This is a genomic window from Thiofractor thiocamini (genome assembly GCF_055384375.1).
In genome coordinates this window covers 1,678,450-1,699,022 of record NZ_AP042389.1, presented here as the reverse complement: position 1 = coordinate 1,699,022, position 20,573 = coordinate 1,678,450, and the positions used below count along the sequence as shown (strand labels likewise).

Sequence of the window (20,573 nt, the reverse complement as noted above, 5' to 3'; positions counted from 1 at the left end):
ATTTACGAGATTTAAACTACTTTTTCACAAATTCAAGGTAATATACTACTATTACTATTTTATTTAAATAAAAAAAGGGAAACAAAGGAGTAAAGATGAAGATTTCTATCAACAAGAGTGTTTTGGAAAATATGCTTATAAATACACTTCCATATTTGGAAAAGAAAGATTTAAGCCAGATAACTTCACACATTCTTATAAATGCCTATGAAGATACTTTGGATATAAAAAGTACCGATTTTGAAATAGGTATAGAAATTTTTAGCAAAAATGTTCATATAGTTGAACCTGGAACCGCAACTGCAAACGGTAAAAAACTTTTTGATATCGTAAAAATACTAAAAGACAGTGAAGTTACACTTGAAACCATAAATGATTATCTTTATATAAAACAAAAACACTCAAAATTTAAACTTCCTATGTTCAATCCTTCCGAGTTTCCTGAGTTTCCTAAGATCGATGATAAACCTAAATTTGAGATAAATTCTTCAGCATTAGTTAGATCCATCAAAAAAATAGCACCTGCAATCGATACAAACAATCCAAAATTTGAATTAAACGGGGCTTTGATAGATATAAAACATGATCATATAAATATAGTGGCAACCGATACAAAAAGACTGGCTCTTGTTTGCATTGAAAACAGCAGTGAAAAAGATATCTCTCTTATAATCCCTAAAAAAGCCATAAGTGAGATACAAAAGATATTTTTCGATGAAATAGAGATATATTATGATGAAAACAGTTTTATAGCAATTTCTCCCAATTTTAAATTTTTCACCAAGCTTATAAATGGAAAATATCCTGATTATGAAAGAATCATACCAAAAGAGATGGATAAAAGACTTCTTTTAAACAGAGATAAGATCATAGACGCCATAAAACAGATATGGGTAGTTTCCCAGGATATAAAAGTTACTTTCAAGCCCGATATGATAGTTTTTGAAAGTTTAAATGATAGCAATATAGAAGCTAAAACGGAGATAGAATTCGATACCGGACTTGATGAAGAGATATTTCTTGCAATCAATTCTAAACATGTCATAGACTTTTTGACAAATATAGAAAAAAACAGTTTTACTCTTGGTTATAATGACTCGAGTATGCCTTTTACGCTTGAGAGTGAAAACTTTTTGACTATTATAATGCCGATAATGATATAAATAAAAAAGAGGGATTTAGATAAATGGAAAGAAAATACAACGCATCGAATATAAAAGTTTTAAAGGGTCTTGAAGCAGTTAGAAAAAGACCTGGAATGTACATAGGTGATACCAATATAAACGGACTTCACCATTTGGTTTACGAAGTGGTTGACAATTCTATAGATGAGGCAATGGCGGGATACTGTAACTCCATAGAGATAGTACTTACAAAAGAGGGAAGTGCAAGAGTTACTGATAACGGTAGAGGAATCCCGGTTGATCTTCATCCAACTGAAAAGATACCTGCGGCAACAGTAGTTTTGACGGTACTTCATGCCGGCGGTAAGTTTGATAAAGATACATATAAAGTAAGTGGCGGACTTCATGGTGTGGGTGTATCGGTAGTCAACGCACTTTCAAGCAAACTTAAAATGACCATATTTAAAAACAAACAAATATATACTCAAGAATTTGAAAGAGGGATACCTGTAAATGACCTTGAAATCATAGGTAATACCAGAAAAAAAGGTACCACTATAGAATTTTGGCCTGATGCTGATATATTTGAAACGGTTGAATTTGATTTTAACATCCTTTCAAAAAGATTTAAAGAGCTTGCATACTTAAATCCGACTATTACCATAACGCTTATAGACGAAAGAGACGGAAAAAAAGAGGTATATCATTTTGAAGGCGGTATCAGTCAATTTGTAAAAGATTTAAATAAAAAAGATGCGATTACCAAAGTGGTTCATTTTGATAAAAAAGTGGATGATATAGAGATAGATATCGCACTTTTGTACAATACCGGATACAATGAGACACTTTTTTCTTTTGTAAACAATATAAAAACCATAGAAGGCGGAACTCATGAGAGTGGCTTTAGAGCAGGACTTACTAGAGCCATATCGAATTATAAAAATAACAATGCAAACCAAAGAGAAAAAGATATAAAGATAAGCGGAGATGATGTAAGAGAAGGACTTGTCGCCATAGTAAGCGTAAAAGTTCCCGAGCCTCAGTTTGAAGGCCAGACAAAAGGAAAATTAGGAAGTTCTTACGTAAAACCTCTCGTTCAAAAAAGCACTTACGAAACTTTACAAAAATATTTTGAAGAGAACCCGATAGAAGCTAAAATTATAATGGATAAAGCTATCTCAGCAGCAAGAGGCAGGGAAGCAGCTAAAAAAGCAAGGGATTTAACTAGAAGAAAAGATGCTATGAGTGTGGGTACGCTTCCAGGAAAATTGGCTGATTGTCAAAGTAAGGATGCAAGTATCTGTGAACTTTACCTTGTGGAGGGAGACAGTGCCGGAGGTAGTGCGAAACAAGGAAGAGACAGGGTATTTCAAGCTATACTTCCACTCAAAGGTAAGATACTAAATGTAGAAAAAAGCAGGATCGATAAAATCTTAAAATCAGATGAGATAAAAAATATGATAACAGCTTTGGGATGCGGTATAGGAGAAGAATTCAACTCGGATAAACTAAGATATCACAAGATTATCATCATGACCGATGCCGATGTGGATGGAAGTCATATACAAACTCTTCTTTTAACATTTCTTTTTAGATATCTAAGGCCTTTGGTTGAAGAGGGTTTTGTATATATAGCTCAACCACCGCTTTATAGATATAAAAAGGGTAAAAAAGAGATATACCTTAAAGATAACAAAGCAATGAGTGAATTTCTTATAGAAACCGGCATAACAAGTATGGAGTTTGAAGGTATAGGACTTAAAGATGCCATCGAATTTTTCAAGATCGTTGCAGCTTATGATAATATCCTAAAAGAGTTAGAGAAGAGATTTTCCATGATAGAAGTTATAAGATATATGATAGAAAATCCTGATATCATAAAAAACGATAATCAAAAATTATATAAAATCATAGAAAAATTTGTAAATGATCTAGGTTATAATATACTCAATAAATCAATCAATGAGGAAGAGATCCATCTGTTTATCCAGACAAAAGACGGTCTTGAAGAGCTAATAATCGATGACAATCTTTTCACAAATCCTCTGTATGAAGAAGCTCTTTATATACACTCCAAAATAAAAGAGAGAGATAACGGCATCTTTGGTGATAAAGATCTTATAGAGATCCTAAAAGAGATAGAAAAAAATGCCAAAAAAGGTGCCTATATACAAAGATATAAAGGTCTTGGTGAAATGAATCCAGAGCAGCTTTGGGAAACAACAATGAATCCTCAAAACAGAAGACTTTTAAAAGTAAATGTGGATGATTTTGAAGTTGCCAGTGAAACTTTTTCTCTATTTATGGGTGATGAGGTAGAGCCAAGAAGAAACTACATACAAGAGCATGCAAAAGATGTAAAACATTTGGATGTATGATGCTTTACAGTGAAGTCAAGGAGAGAGAAAACCGTTTTATACTCTCCTTGAAAATTGCGCTGCCTTTTTTATTTATCATCGCTTTTGCTATCTTAATCGTTATTACAGATCTTGATATAAGATCACTTTTGGAAAACAATATCATAGCTTTTTTGGCTATCACTTTCTTATATATTTACTATATTTTATATCAAATTTATATGGCTTTTAAAACTTCTATCATAGATGATGTAACAAAAACATTTTCAAGGGATTATATTTTAAAAATAATTGATCAAGAAAAGGAAAAAGAAGATTTTACGGTATTGCTTGTAAAGATAAACAATATCGAAGATATCAATGACAGATACGGTATCAAAAAAACAGATAAAATTCTTTTGGCATTTGCATATAAGCTTGATGAATTTTTAAAAGAAAAAGGTTTTAAAAACAATAAAATCGGGCATATTATAGGCGGAAGTTTTTTGATCATTTTAAACACAGATGAAAAAAAAGCTAATCATTTCATAAAACAGTTCATAAAAAAGATAGAAAACGGACAGATCGATAATATCTTTTTAAAGATTTTATACTCACTTGCCTCAAGTAGCAGTGAAAACAGTGCCGAGGAATTGCTTGTTTTACTTTTTGAAAAGATAAAATTTGACAGTAACGATAGAAGAAAAAACAGAAGATTGAATATAAAAGTAAGTGAATTTGAAAAATTGATAATAAATTGCATCGAAAACAGGGATTTTGATTTTAGATTTCAGCCTATAGAAAATGTGAAGACAAAAGAGAAAAAAGTTTATGAATTACTTGTAAGACTAAATTCCAAGGAGTATGGAAAAATTTCTCAAAATCAGTTTATATCCGTAGTCAATAGAATTGGGTACGAATTGACTTTTGATATGATACTGGTTGAAGAGATTTTTAAAATAGCTACCGGTTATGATGATATTATTTTATCGATAAATATATCTTCATATTCGATTAGAAACAGTAATTTTTTAAACAGAGTAAAAAAATTGCTTAAAACTTATGATATAAAAAAGGGTAGTATTATCTTTGAGATAAGTGCAAACAATACCCTAAACGATATAGTAAGACTAAATGAAAACATAACTATCTTAAAAAGTCTAGGTGTTTTGGTTGCCATTGACAGTTTTGGCGCTGATAACACTTCTTTTAAATATATAAAAAATATAAATTTCGATGTAGTGAAATTTGATATGGATTATACAAAACATTATAACGAGATAAAACATCAAGAAATTTTAAAGGCTTTTATAGAGATATTTAAAGATTTGAAGATAAAAACGGTTATAAAATTTATAGAAGACAAAGAGAGTTATGAATTTTTTAAAAATATAGGCATTGATTATATACAGGGTTTTATAGTAGGTAAACCTGTAAAGGAGTTAAAATGAGATATGGTGAAAAAGAGATAAAAGAGTTTGACATAAAAAAAGAAGAGAACTTTTGGCCGAATAATCATGAGAAGGATTATACCATCAAGATAACACTGCCGGAGTTTATGTGTAGATGCCCAAGAAGCGGATATCCTGACTTTGCCACTATATATCTGGAGTATATACCAAATGAAAAAGTAGTGGAACTAAAAGCCATAAAACTTTATATAAACTCTTTTATGGATAGATATATAAGTCATGAAGATAGTATAAATGAAATATTTGATACTTTATATGAGGCAATGAAACCAAGATATATGAAGATAACAGGGGATTTCAATCCAAGGGGAAATGTTCATACAGTTATAGAAAGAGTTGAAGATGTTAGATGCAAAACTGATTGAGTATTTTTTTACCGCTGCTTCCATACAAAGATGGAATGATTACCCAAGGATGATAGATTTGGTCGAGCTTGACAAACAGGCTCACAAATTTATCATAGCTTACTTTATAGCGAAGCTTGAAGATGATGTTGATTATAGAGTACTTATAGAGGGTGGTATATTTGAATTTTTACGAAGAGTAGTGGTAACTGATATAAGGCCTGATGTATTTCATAAGGCTTTGATGCAAAAAAAAGATGAGATAAACTCTTGGGTGATAGAAAATCTTGAAGACTCTATAAAAGATATAGATGATGGTAAATTTTTGGAGAGATTCAAAGAGTATCTTGTAAATGATAAATTGTATAAAAAAGAGAGATTTATCCTAAAAGCAGCTTCATATCTTGCAACCAAATGGGAATTTTCCATCGTTTATCAAACAAGTTCATTTTTAAGTGATATAGATAAAACCAAAGTTGCCGTTGAAGAGGAGATAGAGGATTATTATGAGCTTATAGGTGTCAGGAAAATCGCACTTGGTAAAAAATTGGCTCATCTTATAGATATAAGTGGAAGGCTGAGATTTCAAAAGAGGTGGGCACAGACTCCACGTATTCCAAATACTTCGGTACTAGGCCATATGCTTATAGTAGCATTTTTAGGTTATTTTTACTCTTTAAAGATAAATACTTGTGATAAAAGGGTGGAAAATAACTTTTTTTGTGCACTTTTTCATGATCTTCCCGAAGCTCTTACAAGGGATATTATTTCACCGGTAAAGTACTCCGTAAGCGGCTTGGATGATATCATAAGCGAATATGAGATAAGAAAAATCGAAGATGAAATACTTCCTTTGGTACCAAACAGATTTGCAAAAGAGTTTCGCTATATTCTTGGTATGTTCGACGGAAAAAAAGATGAGTTTGCCAACAAGATCAAATGTGAAGGTGCTATAAAAGAGGTAAAAGATACAAAAGAGTACAATGAAGACAAGTATCATACGATTGACGGAAAAGCTCTAAAAGCCTGTGATAGGATCGCAGCTTTCATAGAAGCGACATTGTCTATATCTTATGGGGTCAAATCAAAAGAACTTGTAAGTGGAAAAAAAGAGATACTGAACAGACTAAAAGAAAATCCTGATATAAACGCTGTAAATTTTTATAATTTGGCAAAAAATATAGAAGAGTATTTTAAAGAGTGATAAGTATATAAAAGCACTTCCCTTCAGGTGGCTGCGGCACATAAACTCACAGGGTGCTCTGCTGCGTTCCCGCCCTGAAGCGTTGTCCTGCAAGCCTATTGCACAGGTCTGAAGAGAAGCATTGAAGATACCTTGATATCCTCAATGATAGTGATATTATATCTAAAATGAGGTTAATATGATATTAAAAAAGATAAAAAATTATATCTACTCTTTTTTCAGGGAATTTTTGGTTTTTCATCACAGTTCTTTGGAATTTAGAGCGAAGCTTCTCGCGTCTATGATAAGCATAAAAGATAGCATAGATGAATGTGAAAAAGAGACTTTGGAAAGTATCGCCAATGAGATATATAAAGATGATGAAAACAGAGCCGAGATACTTATAAATACAACTTTGGAATATGTGAAAAAAGTTCAGGAAATGAATGACTTGTATGTTGACGATTTGATACTTGATATTGATAAAAGTTTAAAAAAGTACCCTAAATTCTATAAAAAAATCGATATAGAAAAATTAAACCGGTTTTTAAAATGTAAAGCTACAACAGATGAAAAACTTTTAAGACTCAGAATCATTGAATATTTTAAAAGGGAGTTGGAATACAAAGGTTTGTTAAATAATGAAAACAATAAGTAAAATATTTTTTATTTTATTTATTATCCATACGCTACTATATTCATATGAGAGATACAACATACTTGTCCTTCACTCTTATCATAAAGGTTACAAATGGAGTGATGACATATCAAAAGCTATAGATAATAACTTCAAAAACGATCCAAATGTCAACATCACCACACTTTATATGGATGCAAAAAGGATAGAAAATGACTCATACTACAACAAACTTTTAGAACTTTATAAAGAAGAGTTCAAATACACCGCATTTGATGTCATCATAGCAGTTGACAACAATGCTTTGGAGTTTTTAACCAAATTCAGGGATAAAATTTTTCAAAACAGTTATATAGTTTTTTGCGGTATTAACAACTTCAGTGAAAAAATGATAAATTATCCAAACTTTAGATACAGGGTTACCGGGGTAGTGGAAAATGTGGATATTAAAAAAAATATAGACTTGATAACCAAAATGGTACCGTATCTAAACAAGATCCTTATCATAAGCGATGAATCAAAAAGTGGTTTGGATATCAAGAAAGATATCTTTAAAATTATGAAAAATTACTTTTATCTAAATTATGAATATCTCGATATGTTCGATTTGAAAGGTATAAAAAAGATAGTGAAATCACTAGGGAATCATGATGCTATTTTGTATGTATTTCATCAAAGAGACAAATCGGGAAAATATTTTACGTATAAAGATTCGCTAAAAGAGGTATCGTCAGTTAGTAAAGTTCCCATATTTGGCCTATGGGATTTTGATATGGGCTATGGAGTAGTCGGAGGCGCACTCCTAAACGGATATTCTCAAGGTGATGAAGCGGCAAAGATGGTAGCATTGATACTAAACGGAATTGAACCCAAAGATATACCGATTCTTAAAAAAAGTACTTCAAAATATATCTTCGACTATAATTTACTTAAAAAATATCATTTAAAAATACCAAAAGATATAAAAAAAGAGGCAATTATCTTAAATAAACCAAAATCTTTTTATGAACAACATAAAAAGATTGTGTGGATATTTGGATCTATTTTACTTTTTTTATTGATAATCAGTATGATTTTGCTTATCAATATAACTAAAAAAAACAGAGCTGAAAAAAAGCTTCAAGAGCAGCTGAAGTTTTTGGAAGTTCTTATTGAAACCATGCCAAATCCTATATTTTACAAAGATAAAGACGGTAAATATCTAGGATGCAATAAAGCTTATGCTGATTTTATCGGTGCACAAAAAAAAGATATAATAGGTAAGACCAGTTATGCATTCTTTAAAAAATTTGTAGCTAGTGAAAATACAAAAAGAGATCAGGAACTTTTGAATTCTTTAAAAAATGATATATACGAAACGACACTGTATTCGAAAGACGGAAAATTTGCCAAACAGGTCATCATAAGCAAAGCACCGTTTTATTTAAGCGACAACAGTGTCGGTGGGATCGTGTGTGTCATAGATGATATTACGGAAGTGACACAGCAAAAGCAACTTCTAAACCAGCAGGCAAAATTAGCTGAAATGGGTGATATGATAGCAGCCATTGCACATCAGTGGAATGAACCTTTGGTGGAATTATCCGCAATCGTTCAGGATTTGCAGATAAATTTTTTAGAAGGAAACATAGACAAGGAAGATATAAAAGAGTTTGTTAAAGATTCTATGATACAGATACAATATATGTCAAATACGATAAAAGATTTCAGGAGCTTTTTAAAGCCTTCGGTTGAAAAAAGAAAGTTTTCCCTAAAAAAAGTATTTAGTGAAATTTATGAGATTATAGGAAAACAGATATTTTACGCAAATATAGATCTTATATTTACTATAGAAAAAACAAAAGAGGATATAAGTATATATGGGTATGAAAATGACTTCAAACAAGTACTTTTAAATCTTATAAACAACGCCAAATCCAAGATAATCGAACTAAATGATAAAGATAAAAAATACACTATAGAAATAGAAGCTTTTTTAAAAGAAGAGACGGCTTTTATAAAGATAAGAGACAATGCCGGACATATAAAAAATGATATCATAGAGTCTATATTCGATCCATATTTTACAACAAAGAAAAATGGTACGGGATTGGGTCTGTATGTGGCAAGACTTATCATAGAAGATAAAATGGATGGAAAAATAAATGTAGAAAATAAGGATGAGGATATAGTTGAATTTATTATTATCATCCCTGTCCACAAGGAGAAATAAATATGAAACTTAGTTTCATTCTTACCGAAGGCAAAGCTTTAGTAAGAGGAATTGATTTGGAAACTTGTTTCCAAATGAAGGAGAAATAAATATGAAGATACTGCTTTTGGAGGATAATAAAAGATTAAACAATACAATTGGCAAAAGATTGAAGATAGAAGGCTTTGAAGTCGATTCTTTTACTGACGGTGCGGATGCCTTGCAATCTATCGGGAGTGGGTACAACTGTTATGTTTTGGATATAAATGTACCAAATGTCAACGGAGTGGAGATAGTAAAACATATAAGGGATTATTTTTCAAATGTTCCTATCATCATCATAAGTTCAACCATCGAACTAGATATAATAAAAGATGCATATAAAAGAGGATGTGATGATTATATAAAAAAACCTTTTTATATAGATGAATTGATCATAAAAATAAAGAAATTATGCAATATCGAAAAAAACATCATAAATATATACAAAGATTATACTTTTGATGCCAAAGAGAATTGTCTTTACAAAAATAGTGAAATAGTAGAATTATCCAAAAAAGAGAAACTTTTGCTCGAATTGTTTATAAATTACCAGGGGAAACTTGTAACTTATGAGAGGATACAAAGTTTTGTATGGGAGGGACAGCTTACAACCATAGACTCCATAAGGGCACTGGTTAAAAGAGTTAGAAAAAAACTTCCTCCAAATTGTATAAAAACAGAAATAAATGAAGGATATAGATTTTTTGTCATGTAAATGTCATATATATATGCTAGAATTGTTGTAAAATTTTTAAAAGGAGCATATATGAAGTTTTTTTCAACGACTATTAAGACTGCAGCAGTTGCGGCTTTGGCAGTCAGTATGAGTATCAGTGCCGCAAGTGCCAGAGTTTATCACTGGAAACTTGCGATGACATGGCCGACAAATTTACCTCCGTTTAGTGACACGGTATATAAATTTGCCGATGATGTCAAAAAGATGAGTAACGGTCAACTTATTATAAGAGTTGACTCCAAAAATAAACACAAATCTCCGTTTGGTATCTTCGATATGGTAAGAGCCGGTCAGTATGAGATGGGACATACCGCATCTTACTACTATAAAGGTAAAGATCCAAATACAATGTTCTTCACAACAATTCCATTTGGCATGATAGCTGCCGAGCAGTGGGCATGGTTTTACTATGGTAATGGCTTGAAATATATGGAAAAAGTATATAACAAGTACAATATCATGGCATTCCCGGGAGGTGCTACAGGAAACCAGATGGGTGGATGGTTTAGAAAACCTATAAACTCTTTGGCTGATTTAAAAGGTTTGAAGATGAGGATTCCAGGACTTGCCGGAGAAGTTATGGCAAAACTTGGAGTTACCGTTACCAATATAGCTCCGGGTGAACTTTATACTTCACTTGAAAGAGGCAATATCGACGCGTTAGAGTGGGTTGGACCTGGAATGGATATAAGAATGGGATTTCATGAAATTGCCAAGTACTACTATACCGGATGGCATGAGCCTGCTACATCTCTTACATATTTTGTAAATAAAAGAAAATGGGACAAACTTCCAGATAATTTAAAGACGATTTTAAAAGATGCTATGAAAGCAAACGCTTTTGATATGTATGTTCAAAACTATGATATGAGTGCAAGAGCTTGGAAAAAAATGAAAGAAGAGTACCCGCAAATCAAGGTCAAAACTTTCCCTAAAGAGGTTTTAAAAGCTATGAAAAAAGCCACCGATGAAGTTTTGGCCAAATATGCCGCAAAAGATCCACTATTTAAAGAGATTTTGCAGGATCAAAGAAATTATTTGAAAATGGTTAGAGAGTGGACAAAAATGTCTGACTTCCTATACCTAAAAGCAAATATGTATAATCAAGAGTAAACTCTTTTTCTCTCCCCTTTTTAGGGGAGAGTCACTACAAACTATTAGGAAAAATAAAATGGATAAATTAGTAAAAGCAGAGATAATTTTTGACAAGATTATCGATAAAATAGGCAAACTGTGTGCATATTTGATGCTTTTGATGATGTTAAATGTATTTTATGATGTTATTATGAGATATATTTTCAGAGAAGGCTCAATCGCAATGCAGGAACTTGAGTGGCATATTTTTTCGGTAATCATACTTCTTGGAGTTTCTTACACTCTCAAAGAAGACGGGCATGTAAGGGTTGATGTGCTATATGACAGATGGAGTCCAAAAACTCAGGCTATAGTAAACATAGTAGGGGTTATACTTTTTTTGTGGCCATTGTCACTACTTATAGCGTACGGCTCCATAGATTTTGTTAAAGAGTCATATCAAATGCATGAGATTAGCGGTGATCCTGGTGGACTTACCCATAGATGGATCATTAAAGCATTCATACCTTTTTCATTTATACTTCTTATCTTTGCAAGTATAGGTTTCATCATAAAAAATATAAATGTTTACAGAGGATACAGCAGGGTCAAGACAAGAGAGGATGAGATAAAAGAAGCTATTGAAGAGGGAGGTATAGAGTAATGATCGGAATTACCATGTTTTTTACAGCTTTGGTTATGCTTCTTATAGGATTTCCGGTTGCTTTTACATTTGGAGCCGTCTCAGTCTTTTTCGGTATGGCCGCAGGATTCTTGACAGTGCTGCCTGATGGCGGGACTATGATGGAAGCATGGGATGAAGGTGTCAATATGTTCGCCATGATGCCTCATCGTATATGGTCAATCATGACAAATACGATATTGATGGCAATACCGCTTTTTATATTTATGGGTATCGTACTTCAAAAAAGTAAACTTGCCGAGAGACTTCTTGAGTCTATGGGATTTTTGTTTGGAGAGGTAAGAGGCGGAGTAGCTATCAGTACGGTTTTGGTCGGCGCATTGCTAGCTGCTTCGACAGGTGTTGTGGGAGCTAGTGTCATAGCGATGGGTGTTATATCGCTTCCTGTAATGTTAAAGTATAATTACTCCAAGCCTTTGGCTTGCGGTACCATATGTGCTGCGGGAACTTTGGGACAGATAATCCCCCCCTCTATAGTACTTATTATCTTGGGAGATGTATTTCAAATCCCCGTAGGAGATCTTTTTAGGCAGGCATTTGGCCCCGGATTTTTGCTAGTTGCAGCTTATGTGATATATATACTTGTAATTTCCTTTATGAAAAAAGATGTAGCGCCCCCTATAAAACTCGAAGGAAATACCGGAACGAAAATGCAACAAATATGGGGTGCTTTAAAAGCCATACTTCCTCCTTTGACACTTATCATAGTGGTTTTGGGGTCTATCTTTGCAGGTATTGCAACCCCGACCGAGTCATCAGCCGTTGGAAGTGTCGGTGCTATCATCCTGGCTATAATGTATAAGCAATTTTCATGGAAGATACTTGAAGAAGCTGCATTAGAGAGTTCAAAAACAACCGCTATGGTTTTTGGAATCCTTATAGGTGCAACAGCTTTTTCGATGGTATTTACCTATACCGGCGGTGATATACTCATAGAAAACTTTATGACCAATTTACCGGGACAAAAGTGGGGATTTGTCATACTTTCCATGATCATTATCTTTATACTCGGATTTTTTATAGATTTTATAGAGATTTCATATATAATTGTCCCTATACTTGTACCGATTGCCGATACTATAGGGATAAATCCTATGTGGTATGCGATACTTATAGCTATGAACCTCCAAAGTTCATTCCTGACACCACCGTTTGGCTTTAGTCTCTTTTATCTAAAAGGTGTTGCACCGCCTTCGGTGAAAACAATGGATATATATAGAGGTATAGTACCATTTATCATTATACAAATGTTTATATTGGGTATTGTTATCATATATCCGGGATTTTTTGGAATGCATTCATGACTCAAAAAACAGTCGGATTGTTTATCCCCTGTTATATAGATGAGATTTACCCAAAAGCAGCCTTGGCAACTCTGAGGCTGCTTGAAAAATATGATTACAAAGTAGAGTATCCTTTGGAGCAGACTTGCTGCGGGCAACCTATGGCAAATACAGGTTGTGCAAACGATACAAAAAAACTGGCTCTTAGATTTGTAGATATTTTTTACAAGTATGATTATATAGTAGCTCCAAGTGCCAGCTGTGTTTCCATGGTTAAAAACCATTATTCCGACTTTATAGAAATAGATGAGAGATATAAAAAAGTACAAAGCTCCATATATGAAATATGTGAATTTTTAACCGATATCGTTGATGTAAAAGAACTTGATGTAAGTTTTCCTCATAAAGTCGGTTTTCATCAAAGTTGCCACGGCTTAAGAGAACTTCATTTGGCAACCCCTTCGGAATTAAATGAACCATACCATTCAAAACCTCTTAAGCTTTTAAAAATGATAAAAGATATAGAAATTGTTGATTTAAAGAGACCTGATGAGTGTTGCGGTTTTGGTGGAACATTTAGTATAAATGAGCCTGAAATATCTATAACAATGGGAAAAGACAGAGTCTTGGATCATTTGAGTGCAGGTGCAAAGTATATAGTCGGCTATGATAGTTCTTGTCTTATGCATATGGAAGGTATCATAAAAGCAAATGATTATGATATCAAAATCATACACATAGCTCAAATCCTTGCAGGCTTAGAAAATGAGTCATAGAGATAAAGCAAAAGAGTTTTTAAAAGATGAGAAGTTTGCCTCCTGGCAGGATGACGCTCTTTGGTTTGTAAGACAAAAAAGAGATGCGGCATCAAAAGAGGTAAAAGAGTGGGAGGATTTAAGAAAAAAAGCTTCCAACATAAAAGCTCACACATTAAGCAGACTCGATCACTACTTGCAAGAGTTTGAGAAAAATGCTATCAAAAACGGCATGATAGTTCACTGGGCAAAAGATGCACTTGAACACAATAAAATAGTTTATAAAATCCTAAAAGAAAACAGTGTTAAAAAGGTCGTTAAAAGTAAGTCGATGCTAACCGAAGAGTGTCATTTAAATCCTTTTTTAGAGCATAAAGGTATAGAGGTGGTTGATACCGATTTAGGTGAGCGAATCATACAACTTAGACATGAAAAGCCAAGTCACATTGTACTTCCGGCAATTCATTTAAAAAAAGAGCAAGTCGGAGATACTTTTAGGAAGTTTTTAAAAACAAAAGAGGGTGATAATGACCCAACATATCTTACAAGAGCAGCAAGAGAGCATTTAAGAGAGAAATTTTTAAATGCGGATGCCGCGATCACCGGAGTAAATTTCGCTATAAGTGAAAGCGGAAGTTTCGTAGTTTGCACCAATGAAGGCAATGCAGATATGGGGACAAGTCTTACTAAGCTTCATATAGCCTGCATGGGTATAGAAAAGATAGTGCCAAGAGTAAAAGACTTGGGCATTTTTGTAAGACTTTTAGCAAGAAGTGCGACCGGTCAAGCTATCACGACTTATACTTCACACTATACAAAACCGGCAAATGATACAAAGATACATATAGTCATAGTGGATAACGGAAGATCTAAAATACTCTCCCAAAAAGAGTTTGCAAACTCTTTGCAATGTATAAGGTGTGGAGCTTGTATGAACACTTGCCCGGTTTACAGAAGAAGCGGAGGACATAGCTATCCCTATATCATACCTGGGCCCATAGGCTCACTTCTTGGCTCAAACAGAGACTTGAAACATAACGGTGATACCGCCTTTGCATCCACGCTTTGCGGAAGTTGCAACAATGTCTGCCCGGTTAAGATAGATATCACCCATCAACTGCTTTCCTATAGAAAAGAGTACGTTAACAAAGGATATCTAAGCCCTGTAAAAACAAAAGCTTTAAAATTGGCTACATTTGTATTTTCTTATCCCTTTTTAACCAGGGTTGCATTTAAAACTTCAAGAGTCATACTTCCCTTGCTTCCAAAGAGTTTAAATCTCTGGGGAGATGGTAGAGAGCTTCCGAAGCTTGCTAAAAAAAGCTTTAAAGATATCTACAAAGAGAGTAAAAAATGACATCAAAAGAAGAGATACTAAAAGCTATAAAAAAAGCAAATCTAAATGAGATAAAGCTTGATGAAAACAGTATGGATTTAACTGAATATGAGCATAAGATAGAAGCTTTTAAAGAATCACTCAAAAAAGCAGGTGGCGAAGCACTTGAGCTTAAAAAAGATGAAATCCCGGAAAAATTGGCAGAAATTTTTGGAAGTGATAAAAAGATCATCTCTTGCATCGATGATATAAAAGTCGGTACCGTGAAAAAAAGCGATATAAAAAAACCACAGGATTTAAAAGATATAGATATATCCATAGTTAAAGGGGATTTAGCAGTAGCAGAAAATGGAGCCGTTTGGTGTAGTGATAAAGATATGGATTTTAGAGCGGTTTTTTTCATAACTAAAACTCTTATCATTATAATAGATAGAAAAAATATAGTAAGCAATATGCAAGAAGCTTATGAAAGTATGGATATAAACTCATCAAACTTTGGAGTTTTCATAAGCGGCCCTTCAAAAACAGCGGATATAGAGCAGTCTTTGGTCATCGGAGCCCATGGAGCAATGGAGCATATGGTTTTTATAGTGTAGAAGAAAAATCTTCTACACTAAGGTCCGACATATAATTGTCTCGGTCTTGCAATTTTTGCTTTTGTATCTTTTTTGAGCTCCATCCATTGGCTTATCCATCCGACCGTTCTTCCTATGACAAAGATGGCGGTAAAAAGATTTCTTGGAATTCCAAGGGCTGTCAGGATAACTCCTGAATAAAAGTCTATATTTGGATATAGGTTTCTTTTTATGAAGTATTCGTCATTTAGTGCTATATCCTCTATCTTATGAGCTATATCAAGTAGTTTTGAGTCAAGATTTAACTCATCTTTTAACTGATCTTGGAGTTTTTTAAGTATTTTGGCTCTTGGATCAAAGTTTTTGTAAACCCTGTGACCAAATCCCATGAGTCTAAAAGGATCATCAGGATCTTTTGCTTTTTTGATATATTTATCGACATTGCCAACATCGCCTATTAGTTCGAGTTGAGCTATGACTGATTCGTTTGCTCCACCGTGGGCTCTACCCCATAGAGCGTTTATGCCGGCTGATATGGCAGCATAAGGATGGGCTCCGGTAGATGCTACGGCTCTAACTGTTGTAGTTGAAGCATTTTGTTCGTGGTCCGCATGCAGAGTAAAAATAGTATCGAGTGCTTTGATCTCTATATCACTTATAGTAGTCGGTGCTTTTTCTCCAACGTCTCTATGCATTTTTCCGCCCGGATATGCTCTCATCATGTAAAGAAAATTTTCAGTAAAGTATCTATCGATATCCGGTTGAATGATAGGTATACCAAGCACTCTTCTATATGCAAAAGCCGTTAACGTAGGCATCTTGGCTATGATCCTGGCGGACATCTCTTCAAAATCTTTTTCATCCTTTACGTCTAAATGATCAAAATAAAAAGCAGAGAGTGCACTGACTGCCGAAGAGAGCATCGCCATAGGATGGGCTGTTCTTGGAAAGGAGTCAAATAGTTTTCTTAAACCCTCATCTATAAAAGCTCTATGCCTTAACTCATTGTCAAATTCCAAGGCCTCCTCTTTTGAAGGAAGTTTTCCGTTTAAAAGAAGATAACAGACTTCTATATAATTATGCTTAGTTGCCAAATCCTCTATAGGATAACCCCTGTATCTAAGTTCACCCTTTTCACCGTTGATGAAAGTGATGTCTGACTTACAGCTCGCCGTCGAAGTAAAACCGGGATCATAGGTAAACATCCCGGTATCTTTGTAAAATGTTCTTATATCTAAAACTTTAGGACCTCTGGTTCCTTCAAGTATGGGATACTCATATGTTTTGTCGCCAATTTTTAAGGTTGCTACTTCGGACATAATGATCTCCTTGATTTTTACCTGACAGGTAAATTAGTTGCTCTTATTATATCAGATTATTTTTCAACTCCATCTAAAATTGGAACAAATTTACAACTTTCAATCTCGATTTCTTTGATGTCGTCATCTTCTTTGATAAATTTTGTGATGATATGTTTGTTATCTTTTTCTATGGGAGCTATGAGTATACCCCCGTTTTTTAACTGTTCAAATATCTTTTTTGGAATTTCTTTGGCAGTTGCCGAAAAAAGTATCCTGTCATAGGGAGCATAACTGCTCCATCCGTTTTGACCGTCATCACATCTTACATTTATATTGGTTAAATTTAATTTTTTAAATCTTTCTTTAGCCTCCAAGCCAAGTTTTTGAACCCTCTCTATGGTAAAAACTCTTCTAACGATTTTGCTTAAGATCGCAGCTTGATAACCGCTACCGCAACCTATCTCCAACACTGAATCGACATCCTTGTCTATCATAAGATACTCTGTCATTTTAGCAACTGTCAAAGGAGAACTGATCCACTGGCTTGAAGACAGCGGTAAAGCGTCAAGTTTGTATGCAAAGTGTTTAAAACCAATCGGAACGAACATTTGGCGATCTATACATGCAAAGGCAATTTTGGTTTTTTCTCGCAAAGTAAAAACTTTATCTATCTCATCAGCCATCTTTCTACATTTTTGTAGTTGTAATTTGCTATTCAACTTTTTATCCCTACATCAAGGTATCTTCTCATCTTTTTTATCTCTTTTAAATTTATCTTTTTTTGTACTATATCTTTTCTATCATCTTTATACATTTCTCCAAAAGGAGTGGATATGAGTGAGCTTTTTGCCATATCTTCGTTGGCACTGTTGGCGATAGCCACAAAACATTGGTTTGCTAAAGATAGAGCGTTTCCAAGTATCTCAAGGTGTTTTTTTCTAAGCTTTCCCCACAAGGAGGGAATGAGGATGATGTCAGCTCCTTGGATTTTTTGCCAAATATCAACAAATCTTAGCTCAAAACAGATGATAATAGCATACTTTATACCCTCTATCTCAAAGATTTTTATATCCTCTTTCTTGCCTGCTTTGAAGTGTCTGTGTTCATTGCCAAATTTAAAAAGTTGATACTTGTCTCTTTCAAAAACACTCTTGCCGTTATGATAAACTTTTGCACGATTGACAAAATCCTTTCCGTCCTTTTCCAGCATGGTAAGACACAGGGTTTTATCGCAAGAGAGTTTTTTTATCTCACTTTCGATCTCTTTGGAAAAAGTAGCAGCCCGTTTCATATCATCATAACAAAAGTTGCTAATACAAAGCTCCGGTGCTACGATGATAGAGTTTTTTGGAGTTTTTTTCACCAGTGAAGAGAACTTTTTAAAATTCTCTTCAAAGGCAAAATCTTCATAGCTAAATTGAAGTGCGACTAACTCTTTAAAAGTCATCAAAAGTCAAACTGCCTTTGGAATAATTGGTAACGTTTCCTTCAAAAAAGTTTGTTTTTTGGTCGTTGAATTTACTGAAGCTATCCACCCATTTGATAGGATGCTGTGCATCATATAGAGGTTTCAGCCCCACTGCTTTTAGTCTGTCATTTGCAAGGTATTTGATATACTCATCTATGATATCATCGGTAAGTCCTAGTATCTGACCGTTAGTTATGTACTTGCCCCATGCTATTTCAAGTTTGACCGCCTCTTCGAACATATGATAAACTTCATCTATAAGCTCCTTTGTAAATAAGTCCGGTCTTTCTCTTTTTGTGGCATTTATCATGTTTTGAAAAAGAAGAAGATGGGTTACTTCATCTCGTTGGATAAATCTTATCATTTGAGCAGACCCCAGCATCTTTCCACTTCTTGCGAGTGTATAAAAGAAAGTAAAGCCACTGTAAAAGTACAATCCTTCTAAAATTTGGTTGGCGAACATGGCTTTTACTATATTTTCTTCTGTTGGATTTTCTGCCAAGTTTTCATAGACACTTGCTATGTAGTCATTTTTTCCTTTGAGCTGTTTGTCACTTCTCCACATTTCATATATCTCGTCTGTATTGCTTGAAATACTGTCAACCATAACCGCATAGCTTTGAGAGTGCAAAGCCTCTTCGTAGGCTTGTCTTACGAGTATAAGGTTAATCTCAGGAGTTGTTATAAAAGGGTTTACATTGTCTATAAGATTGTTTGTTTGCAAAGAATCCATAAATATAAGCTGCGAAAGGGCTTTGTCATAAGATATCTTTTCCTGTTCTGTTAAAAGCTTATAGTCCCTTACATCCTGGGTCATATCGACCTCTTTTGGAAACCAGGTATTGTTTAGCATCATATCCCAAAGATTGTATGCCCACTGATACTTTATCCTGTTAAGTTCAAAAATTCCGGTCGGATCTCCTCCGAAAATCTTTCTATCGCTTACCCCCTCTTTTGAGTTTGGGTTATATATCCTTTTCCTCTCCACTTTTACTCCTTAGATCATTTTTACTTTTTTTTCGCCTTTTTGTATTTCTCCTATGATATAACCGTCAGAGTTGTCCAAAACCGTCTGTATATGATTTTTATCAACTATGAGTACCATACCTACGCCCATATTGAAAGTTCTAAACATCTCTTCTTCATCTATAAAATCTCCCATATACTCAAATATAGGAAGAATTTTTATATCATCTTTTTTTACAACCGCCATCAAATGCTCAGGCAGTGCTCTTGGAAGATTTTCTGTGATACCGCCACCTGTGATATGAGCCAATGCATTGATATAAGGCTTTAATGCCTTAAAGGTTTTTACATATATCCTTGTCGGCTCAAGTAGTACATCTATAAGCTTTTTATCTTCAAATTTGTCATCAAATTTATGTTCCATTTTTTCGAAAAGAAGCTTTCTAACAAGAGAAAAACCGTTTGAGTGGATACCTGAACTTGGAAGTGCGATCAAAATATCACCCTCTTTGACTTTGCTGACTCTATCAAGTTCATCTTTTTCGGCGATTCCCACGGCAAAACCGGCCAAGTCAAAGTCATCTTGTCTATACATTCCGGGCATCTCGGCAGTCTCTCCGCCTATCAAAGCACATTCACTCTGCAAGCACCCTTCACTTATACCTTTTACTATAGCCGTTGACTCTTTTACTATCAGTTTTGAAGTAGCGTAATAATCAAGAAAAAACATGGGAGTTGCGAAGTTGCATATGAGGTCGTTTACACACATGGCAACCAGATCAATGCCGACTGTATCAAACTTTTTAGCTTCGATAGCAAGTTTAAGTTTTGTTCCCACTCCGTCAGTTGCACCGAGAATTACCGGTTTTTTATATCCGCTCGGAAGTTCGTAAGCTCCCGCAAAAGAGCCTATGCCGCCAAGCACATTGGCATCAAAAGTCTTTTTTACATAAGGCTTTATCTCTTCGACGAACCTTGCGCCCTCATCTATGTCAACACCCGAATCTTTGTAACTTAATTTATCATTCATAATAACTCTTTGTATTA

General features: G+C 34.1%; 19 protein-coding genes and 1 other RNA gene. 14 read left to right on the top strand and 6 right to left on the bottom strand.

Translation table 11 applies throughout. From position 1 onward, the window contains the following. Nucleotides 1-95 precede the first annotated feature (95 nt). From dnaN to ACZ47B_RS08570, 5 genes are read left to right on the top strand one after another with little or no spacing between them, the layout of a single operon-like run. A complete protein-coding gene (gene dnaN / locus ACZ47B_RS08590) occupies nt 96-1,163 on the top strand; it encodes a DNA polymerase III subunit beta (RefSeq protein WP_464894135.1) in 1,068 nt (355 codons plus the stop codon). Nucleotides 1,164-1,186: 23 nt separating this feature from the next. Beyond that, a complete protein-coding gene (gene gyrB, locus ACZ47B_RS08585; protein ID WP_464894134.1) occupies nt 1,187-3,502 on the top strand; it encodes a DNA topoisomerase (ATP-hydrolyzing) subunit B in 2,316 nt (771 codons plus the stop codon). Next, nucleotides 3,502-4,911: a bifunctional diguanylate cyclase/phosphodiesterase gene (locus ACZ47B_RS08580; protein ID WP_464894133.1), complete on the top strand. Its 1,410-nt coding sequence runs from the start codon at nt 3,502-3,504 to the stop codon at nt 4,909-4,911. The genes gyrB and ACZ47B_RS08580 overlap by 1 nt, the downstream gene beginning before the upstream one ends. Continuing rightward, entirely contained in the window at nt 4,908-5,297 is a 390-nt protein-coding gene (gene queF / locus ACZ47B_RS08575) for a preQ(1) synthase (RefSeq protein ID WP_464894132.1), read from the top strand. Before ACZ47B_RS08580 ends, queF begins: the two co-directional genes overlap by 4 nt. Further along, nucleotides 5,275-6,480 carry an HD domain-containing protein gene (locus ACZ47B_RS08570; RefSeq protein WP_464894131.1) on the top strand — a complete coding sequence of 402 codons (1,206 nt, stop codon included), beginning with the start codon at nt 5,275-5,277 and terminating at the stop codon, nt 6,478-6,480. The genes queF and ACZ47B_RS08570 overlap by 23 nt, the downstream gene beginning before the upstream one ends. A 17-nt stretch (nt 6,481-6,497) precedes the next feature. On the opposite strand, the gene ffs is transcribed toward ACZ47B_RS08570, so the two are convergent. Further along, an RNA gene (gene ffs, locus ACZ47B_RS08565) (signal recognition particle sRNA small type) lies at nt 6,498-6,595 on the bottom strand. Between the two features lie 63 nt (nt 6,596-6,658). Here ffs and ACZ47B_RS08560 point away from each other — a divergent pair. The 9 genes from ACZ47B_RS08560 to ACZ47B_RS08520 all read left to right on the top strand — a co-directional run bounded on the left by ACZ47B_RS08560 (nt 6,659) and on the right by ACZ47B_RS08520 (nt 15,812). Beyond that, nucleotides 6,659-7,117 (top strand): hypothetical protein, encoded by a 459-nt coding sequence (locus tag ACZ47B_RS08560; protein ID WP_464894130.1) that lies wholly within the window; start codon nt 6,659-6,661, stop codon nt 7,115-7,117. Then, a complete protein-coding gene (locus ACZ47B_RS08555; protein WP_464894129.1) occupies nt 7,101-9,308 on the top strand; it encodes an ABC transporter substrate binding protein in 2,208 nt (735 codons plus the stop codon). Before ACZ47B_RS08560 ends, ACZ47B_RS08555 begins: the two co-directional genes overlap by 17 nt. A gap of 91 nt (nt 9,309-9,399) precedes the next feature. After that, nucleotides 9,400-10,044: a response regulator transcription factor gene (locus ACZ47B_RS08550; protein ID WP_464894128.1), complete on the top strand. Its 645-nt coding sequence runs from the start codon at nt 9,400-9,402 to the stop codon at nt 10,042-10,044. Nucleotides 10,045-10,095: 51 nt separating this feature from the next. Continuing rightward, nucleotides 10,096-11,178: a TRAP transporter substrate-binding protein gene (locus ACZ47B_RS08545; RefSeq protein WP_464894127.1), complete on the top strand. Its 1,083-nt coding sequence runs from the start codon at nt 10,096-10,098 to the stop codon at nt 11,176-11,178. Between the two features lie 58 nt (nt 11,179-11,236). Then, entirely contained in the window at nt 11,237-11,803 is a 567-nt protein-coding gene (locus tag ACZ47B_RS08540) for a TRAP transporter small permease subunit (RefSeq protein WP_464894126.1), read from the top strand. Further along, the gene (locus ACZ47B_RS08535; RefSeq protein WP_464894125.1) at nt 11,803-13,146 is read left to right on the top strand and encodes a TRAP transporter large permease; all 1,344 of its coding nucleotides are present in this window, start codon (nt 11,803-11,805) and stop codon (nt 13,144-13,146) included. The genes ACZ47B_RS08540 and ACZ47B_RS08535 overlap by 1 nt, the downstream gene beginning before the upstream one ends. Further along, entirely contained in the window at nt 13,143-13,901 is a 759-nt protein-coding gene (locus tag ACZ47B_RS08530; protein WP_464894124.1) for a (Fe-S)-binding protein, read from the top strand. Before ACZ47B_RS08535 ends, ACZ47B_RS08530 begins: the two co-directional genes overlap by 4 nt. After that, the gene (locus ACZ47B_RS08525; RefSeq protein ID WP_464894123.1) at nt 13,891-15,237 is read left to right on the top strand and encodes a lactate utilization protein B; all 1,347 of its coding nucleotides are present in this window, start codon (nt 13,891-13,893) and stop codon (nt 15,235-15,237) included. Before ACZ47B_RS08530 ends, ACZ47B_RS08525 begins: the two co-directional genes overlap by 11 nt. Further along, on the top strand, nt 15,234-15,812 hold the full coding sequence (locus ACZ47B_RS08520; protein ID WP_464894122.1) for a LutC/YkgG family protein: 579 nt from the start codon (nt 15,234-15,236) through the stop codon (nt 15,810-15,812). Before ACZ47B_RS08525 ends, ACZ47B_RS08520 begins: the two co-directional genes overlap by 4 nt. A 17-nt stretch (nt 15,813-15,829) precedes the next feature. Here the strand turns inward: ACZ47B_RS08520 and ACZ47B_RS08515 are convergent, their stop codons facing one another. Genes ACZ47B_RS08515 through purM form a run of 5 tightly spaced genes read right to left on the bottom strand, consistent with a single transcriptional unit; the run spans nt 15,830 to nt 20,556 of the window. Next, nucleotides 15,830-17,110, bottom strand: a complete 1,281-nt coding sequence (locus ACZ47B_RS08515) for a citrate synthase (RefSeq protein WP_464894121.1) — start codon at nt 17,108-17,110, stop codon at nt 15,830-15,832. Between the two features lie 56 nt (nt 17,111-17,166). Beyond that, on the bottom strand, nt 17,167-17,775 hold the full coding sequence (locus tag ACZ47B_RS08510; protein ID WP_464895718.1) for a protein-L-isoaspartate(D-aspartate) O-methyltransferase: 609 nt from the start codon (nt 17,773-17,775) through the stop codon (nt 17,167-17,169). A 32-nt stretch (nt 17,776-17,807) separates the two neighbouring features. Next, nucleotides 17,808-18,539, bottom strand: a complete 732-nt coding sequence (locus ACZ47B_RS08505; RefSeq protein WP_464894120.1) for a carbon-nitrogen hydrolase family protein — start codon at nt 18,537-18,539, stop codon at nt 17,808-17,810. Further along, nucleotides 18,529-19,548, bottom strand: coding sequence for a ribonucleotide-diphosphate reductase subunit beta (locus ACZ47B_RS08500; protein WP_464894119.1), 1,020 nt, complete (start codon nt 19,546-19,548; stop codon nt 18,529-18,531). The genes ACZ47B_RS08505 and ACZ47B_RS08500 overlap by 11 nt, the downstream gene beginning before the upstream one ends. Before the next feature lie 9 nt (nt 19,549-19,557). After that, nucleotides 19,558-20,556, bottom strand: a complete 999-nt coding sequence (gene purM / locus ACZ47B_RS08495; RefSeq protein WP_464894118.1) for a phosphoribosylformylglycinamidine cyclo-ligase — start codon at nt 20,554-20,556, stop codon at nt 19,558-19,560. Nucleotides 20,557-20,573 lie beyond the last annotated feature (17 nt).

Bases quoted from the DNA above. Each gene is read 5' to 3' on its own strand.
- dnaN (WP_464894135.1), top strand. From the start codon at position 96: ATGAAGATTTCTATCAACAAGAGTGTTTTGGAAAATATGCTTATAAAT.
- gyrB (WP_464894134.1), top strand. From the start codon at position 1,187: ATGGAAAGAAAATACAACGCATCGAATATAAAAGTTTTAAAGGGTCTT.
- ACZ47B_RS08580 (WP_464894133.1), top strand. From the start codon at position 3,502: ATGCTTTACAGTGAAGTCAAGGAGAGAGAAAACCGTTTTATACTCTCC.
- queF (WP_464894132.1), top strand. From the start codon at position 4,908: ATGAGATATGGTGAAAAAGAGATAAAAGAGTTTGACATAAAAAAAGAA.
- ACZ47B_RS08570 (WP_464894131.1), top strand. From the start codon at position 5,275: ATGTTAGATGCAAAACTGATTGAGTATTTTTTTACCGCTGCTTCCATA.
- ACZ47B_RS08560 (WP_464894130.1), top strand. From the start codon at position 6,659: ATGATATTAAAAAAGATAAAAAATTATATCTACTCTTTTTTCAGGGAA.
- ACZ47B_RS08555 (WP_464894129.1), top strand. From the start codon at position 7,101: ATGAAAACAATAAGTAAAATATTTTTTATTTTATTTATTATCCATACG.
- ACZ47B_RS08550 (WP_464894128.1), top strand. From the start codon at position 9,400: ATGAAGATACTGCTTTTGGAGGATAATAAAAGATTAAACAATACAATT.
- ACZ47B_RS08545 (WP_464894127.1), top strand. From the start codon at position 10,096: ATGAAGTTTTTTTCAACGACTATTAAGACTGCAGCAGTTGCGGCTTTG.
- ACZ47B_RS08540 (WP_464894126.1), top strand. From the start codon at position 11,237: ATGGATAAATTAGTAAAAGCAGAGATAATTTTTGACAAGATTATCGAT.
- ACZ47B_RS08535 (WP_464894125.1), top strand. From the start codon at position 11,803: ATGATCGGAATTACCATGTTTTTTACAGCTTTGGTTATGCTTCTTATA.
- ACZ47B_RS08530 (WP_464894124.1), top strand. From the start codon at position 13,143: ATGACTCAAAAAACAGTCGGATTGTTTATCCCCTGTTATATAGATGAG.
- ACZ47B_RS08525 (WP_464894123.1), top strand. From the start codon at position 13,891: ATGAGTCATAGAGATAAAGCAAAAGAGTTTTTAAAAGATGAGAAGTTT.
- ACZ47B_RS08520 (WP_464894122.1), top strand. From the start codon at position 15,234: ATGACATCAAAAGAAGAGATACTAAAAGCTATAAAAAAAGCAAATCTA.
- ACZ47B_RS08515 (WP_464894121.1), bottom strand. From the start codon at position 17,110: ATGTCCGAAGTAGCAACCTTAAAAATTGGCGACAAAACATATGAGTAT.
- ACZ47B_RS08510 (WP_464895718.1), bottom strand. From the start codon at position 17,775: ATGGCTGATGAGATAGATAAAGTTTTTACTTTGCGAGAAAAAACCAAA.
- ACZ47B_RS08505 (WP_464894120.1), bottom strand. From the start codon at position 18,539: ATGACTTTTAAAGAGTTAGTCGCACTTCAATTTAGCTATGAAGATTTT.
- purM (WP_464894118.1), bottom strand. From the start codon at position 20,556: ATGAATGATAAATTAAGTTACAAAGATTCGGGTGTTGACATAGATGAG.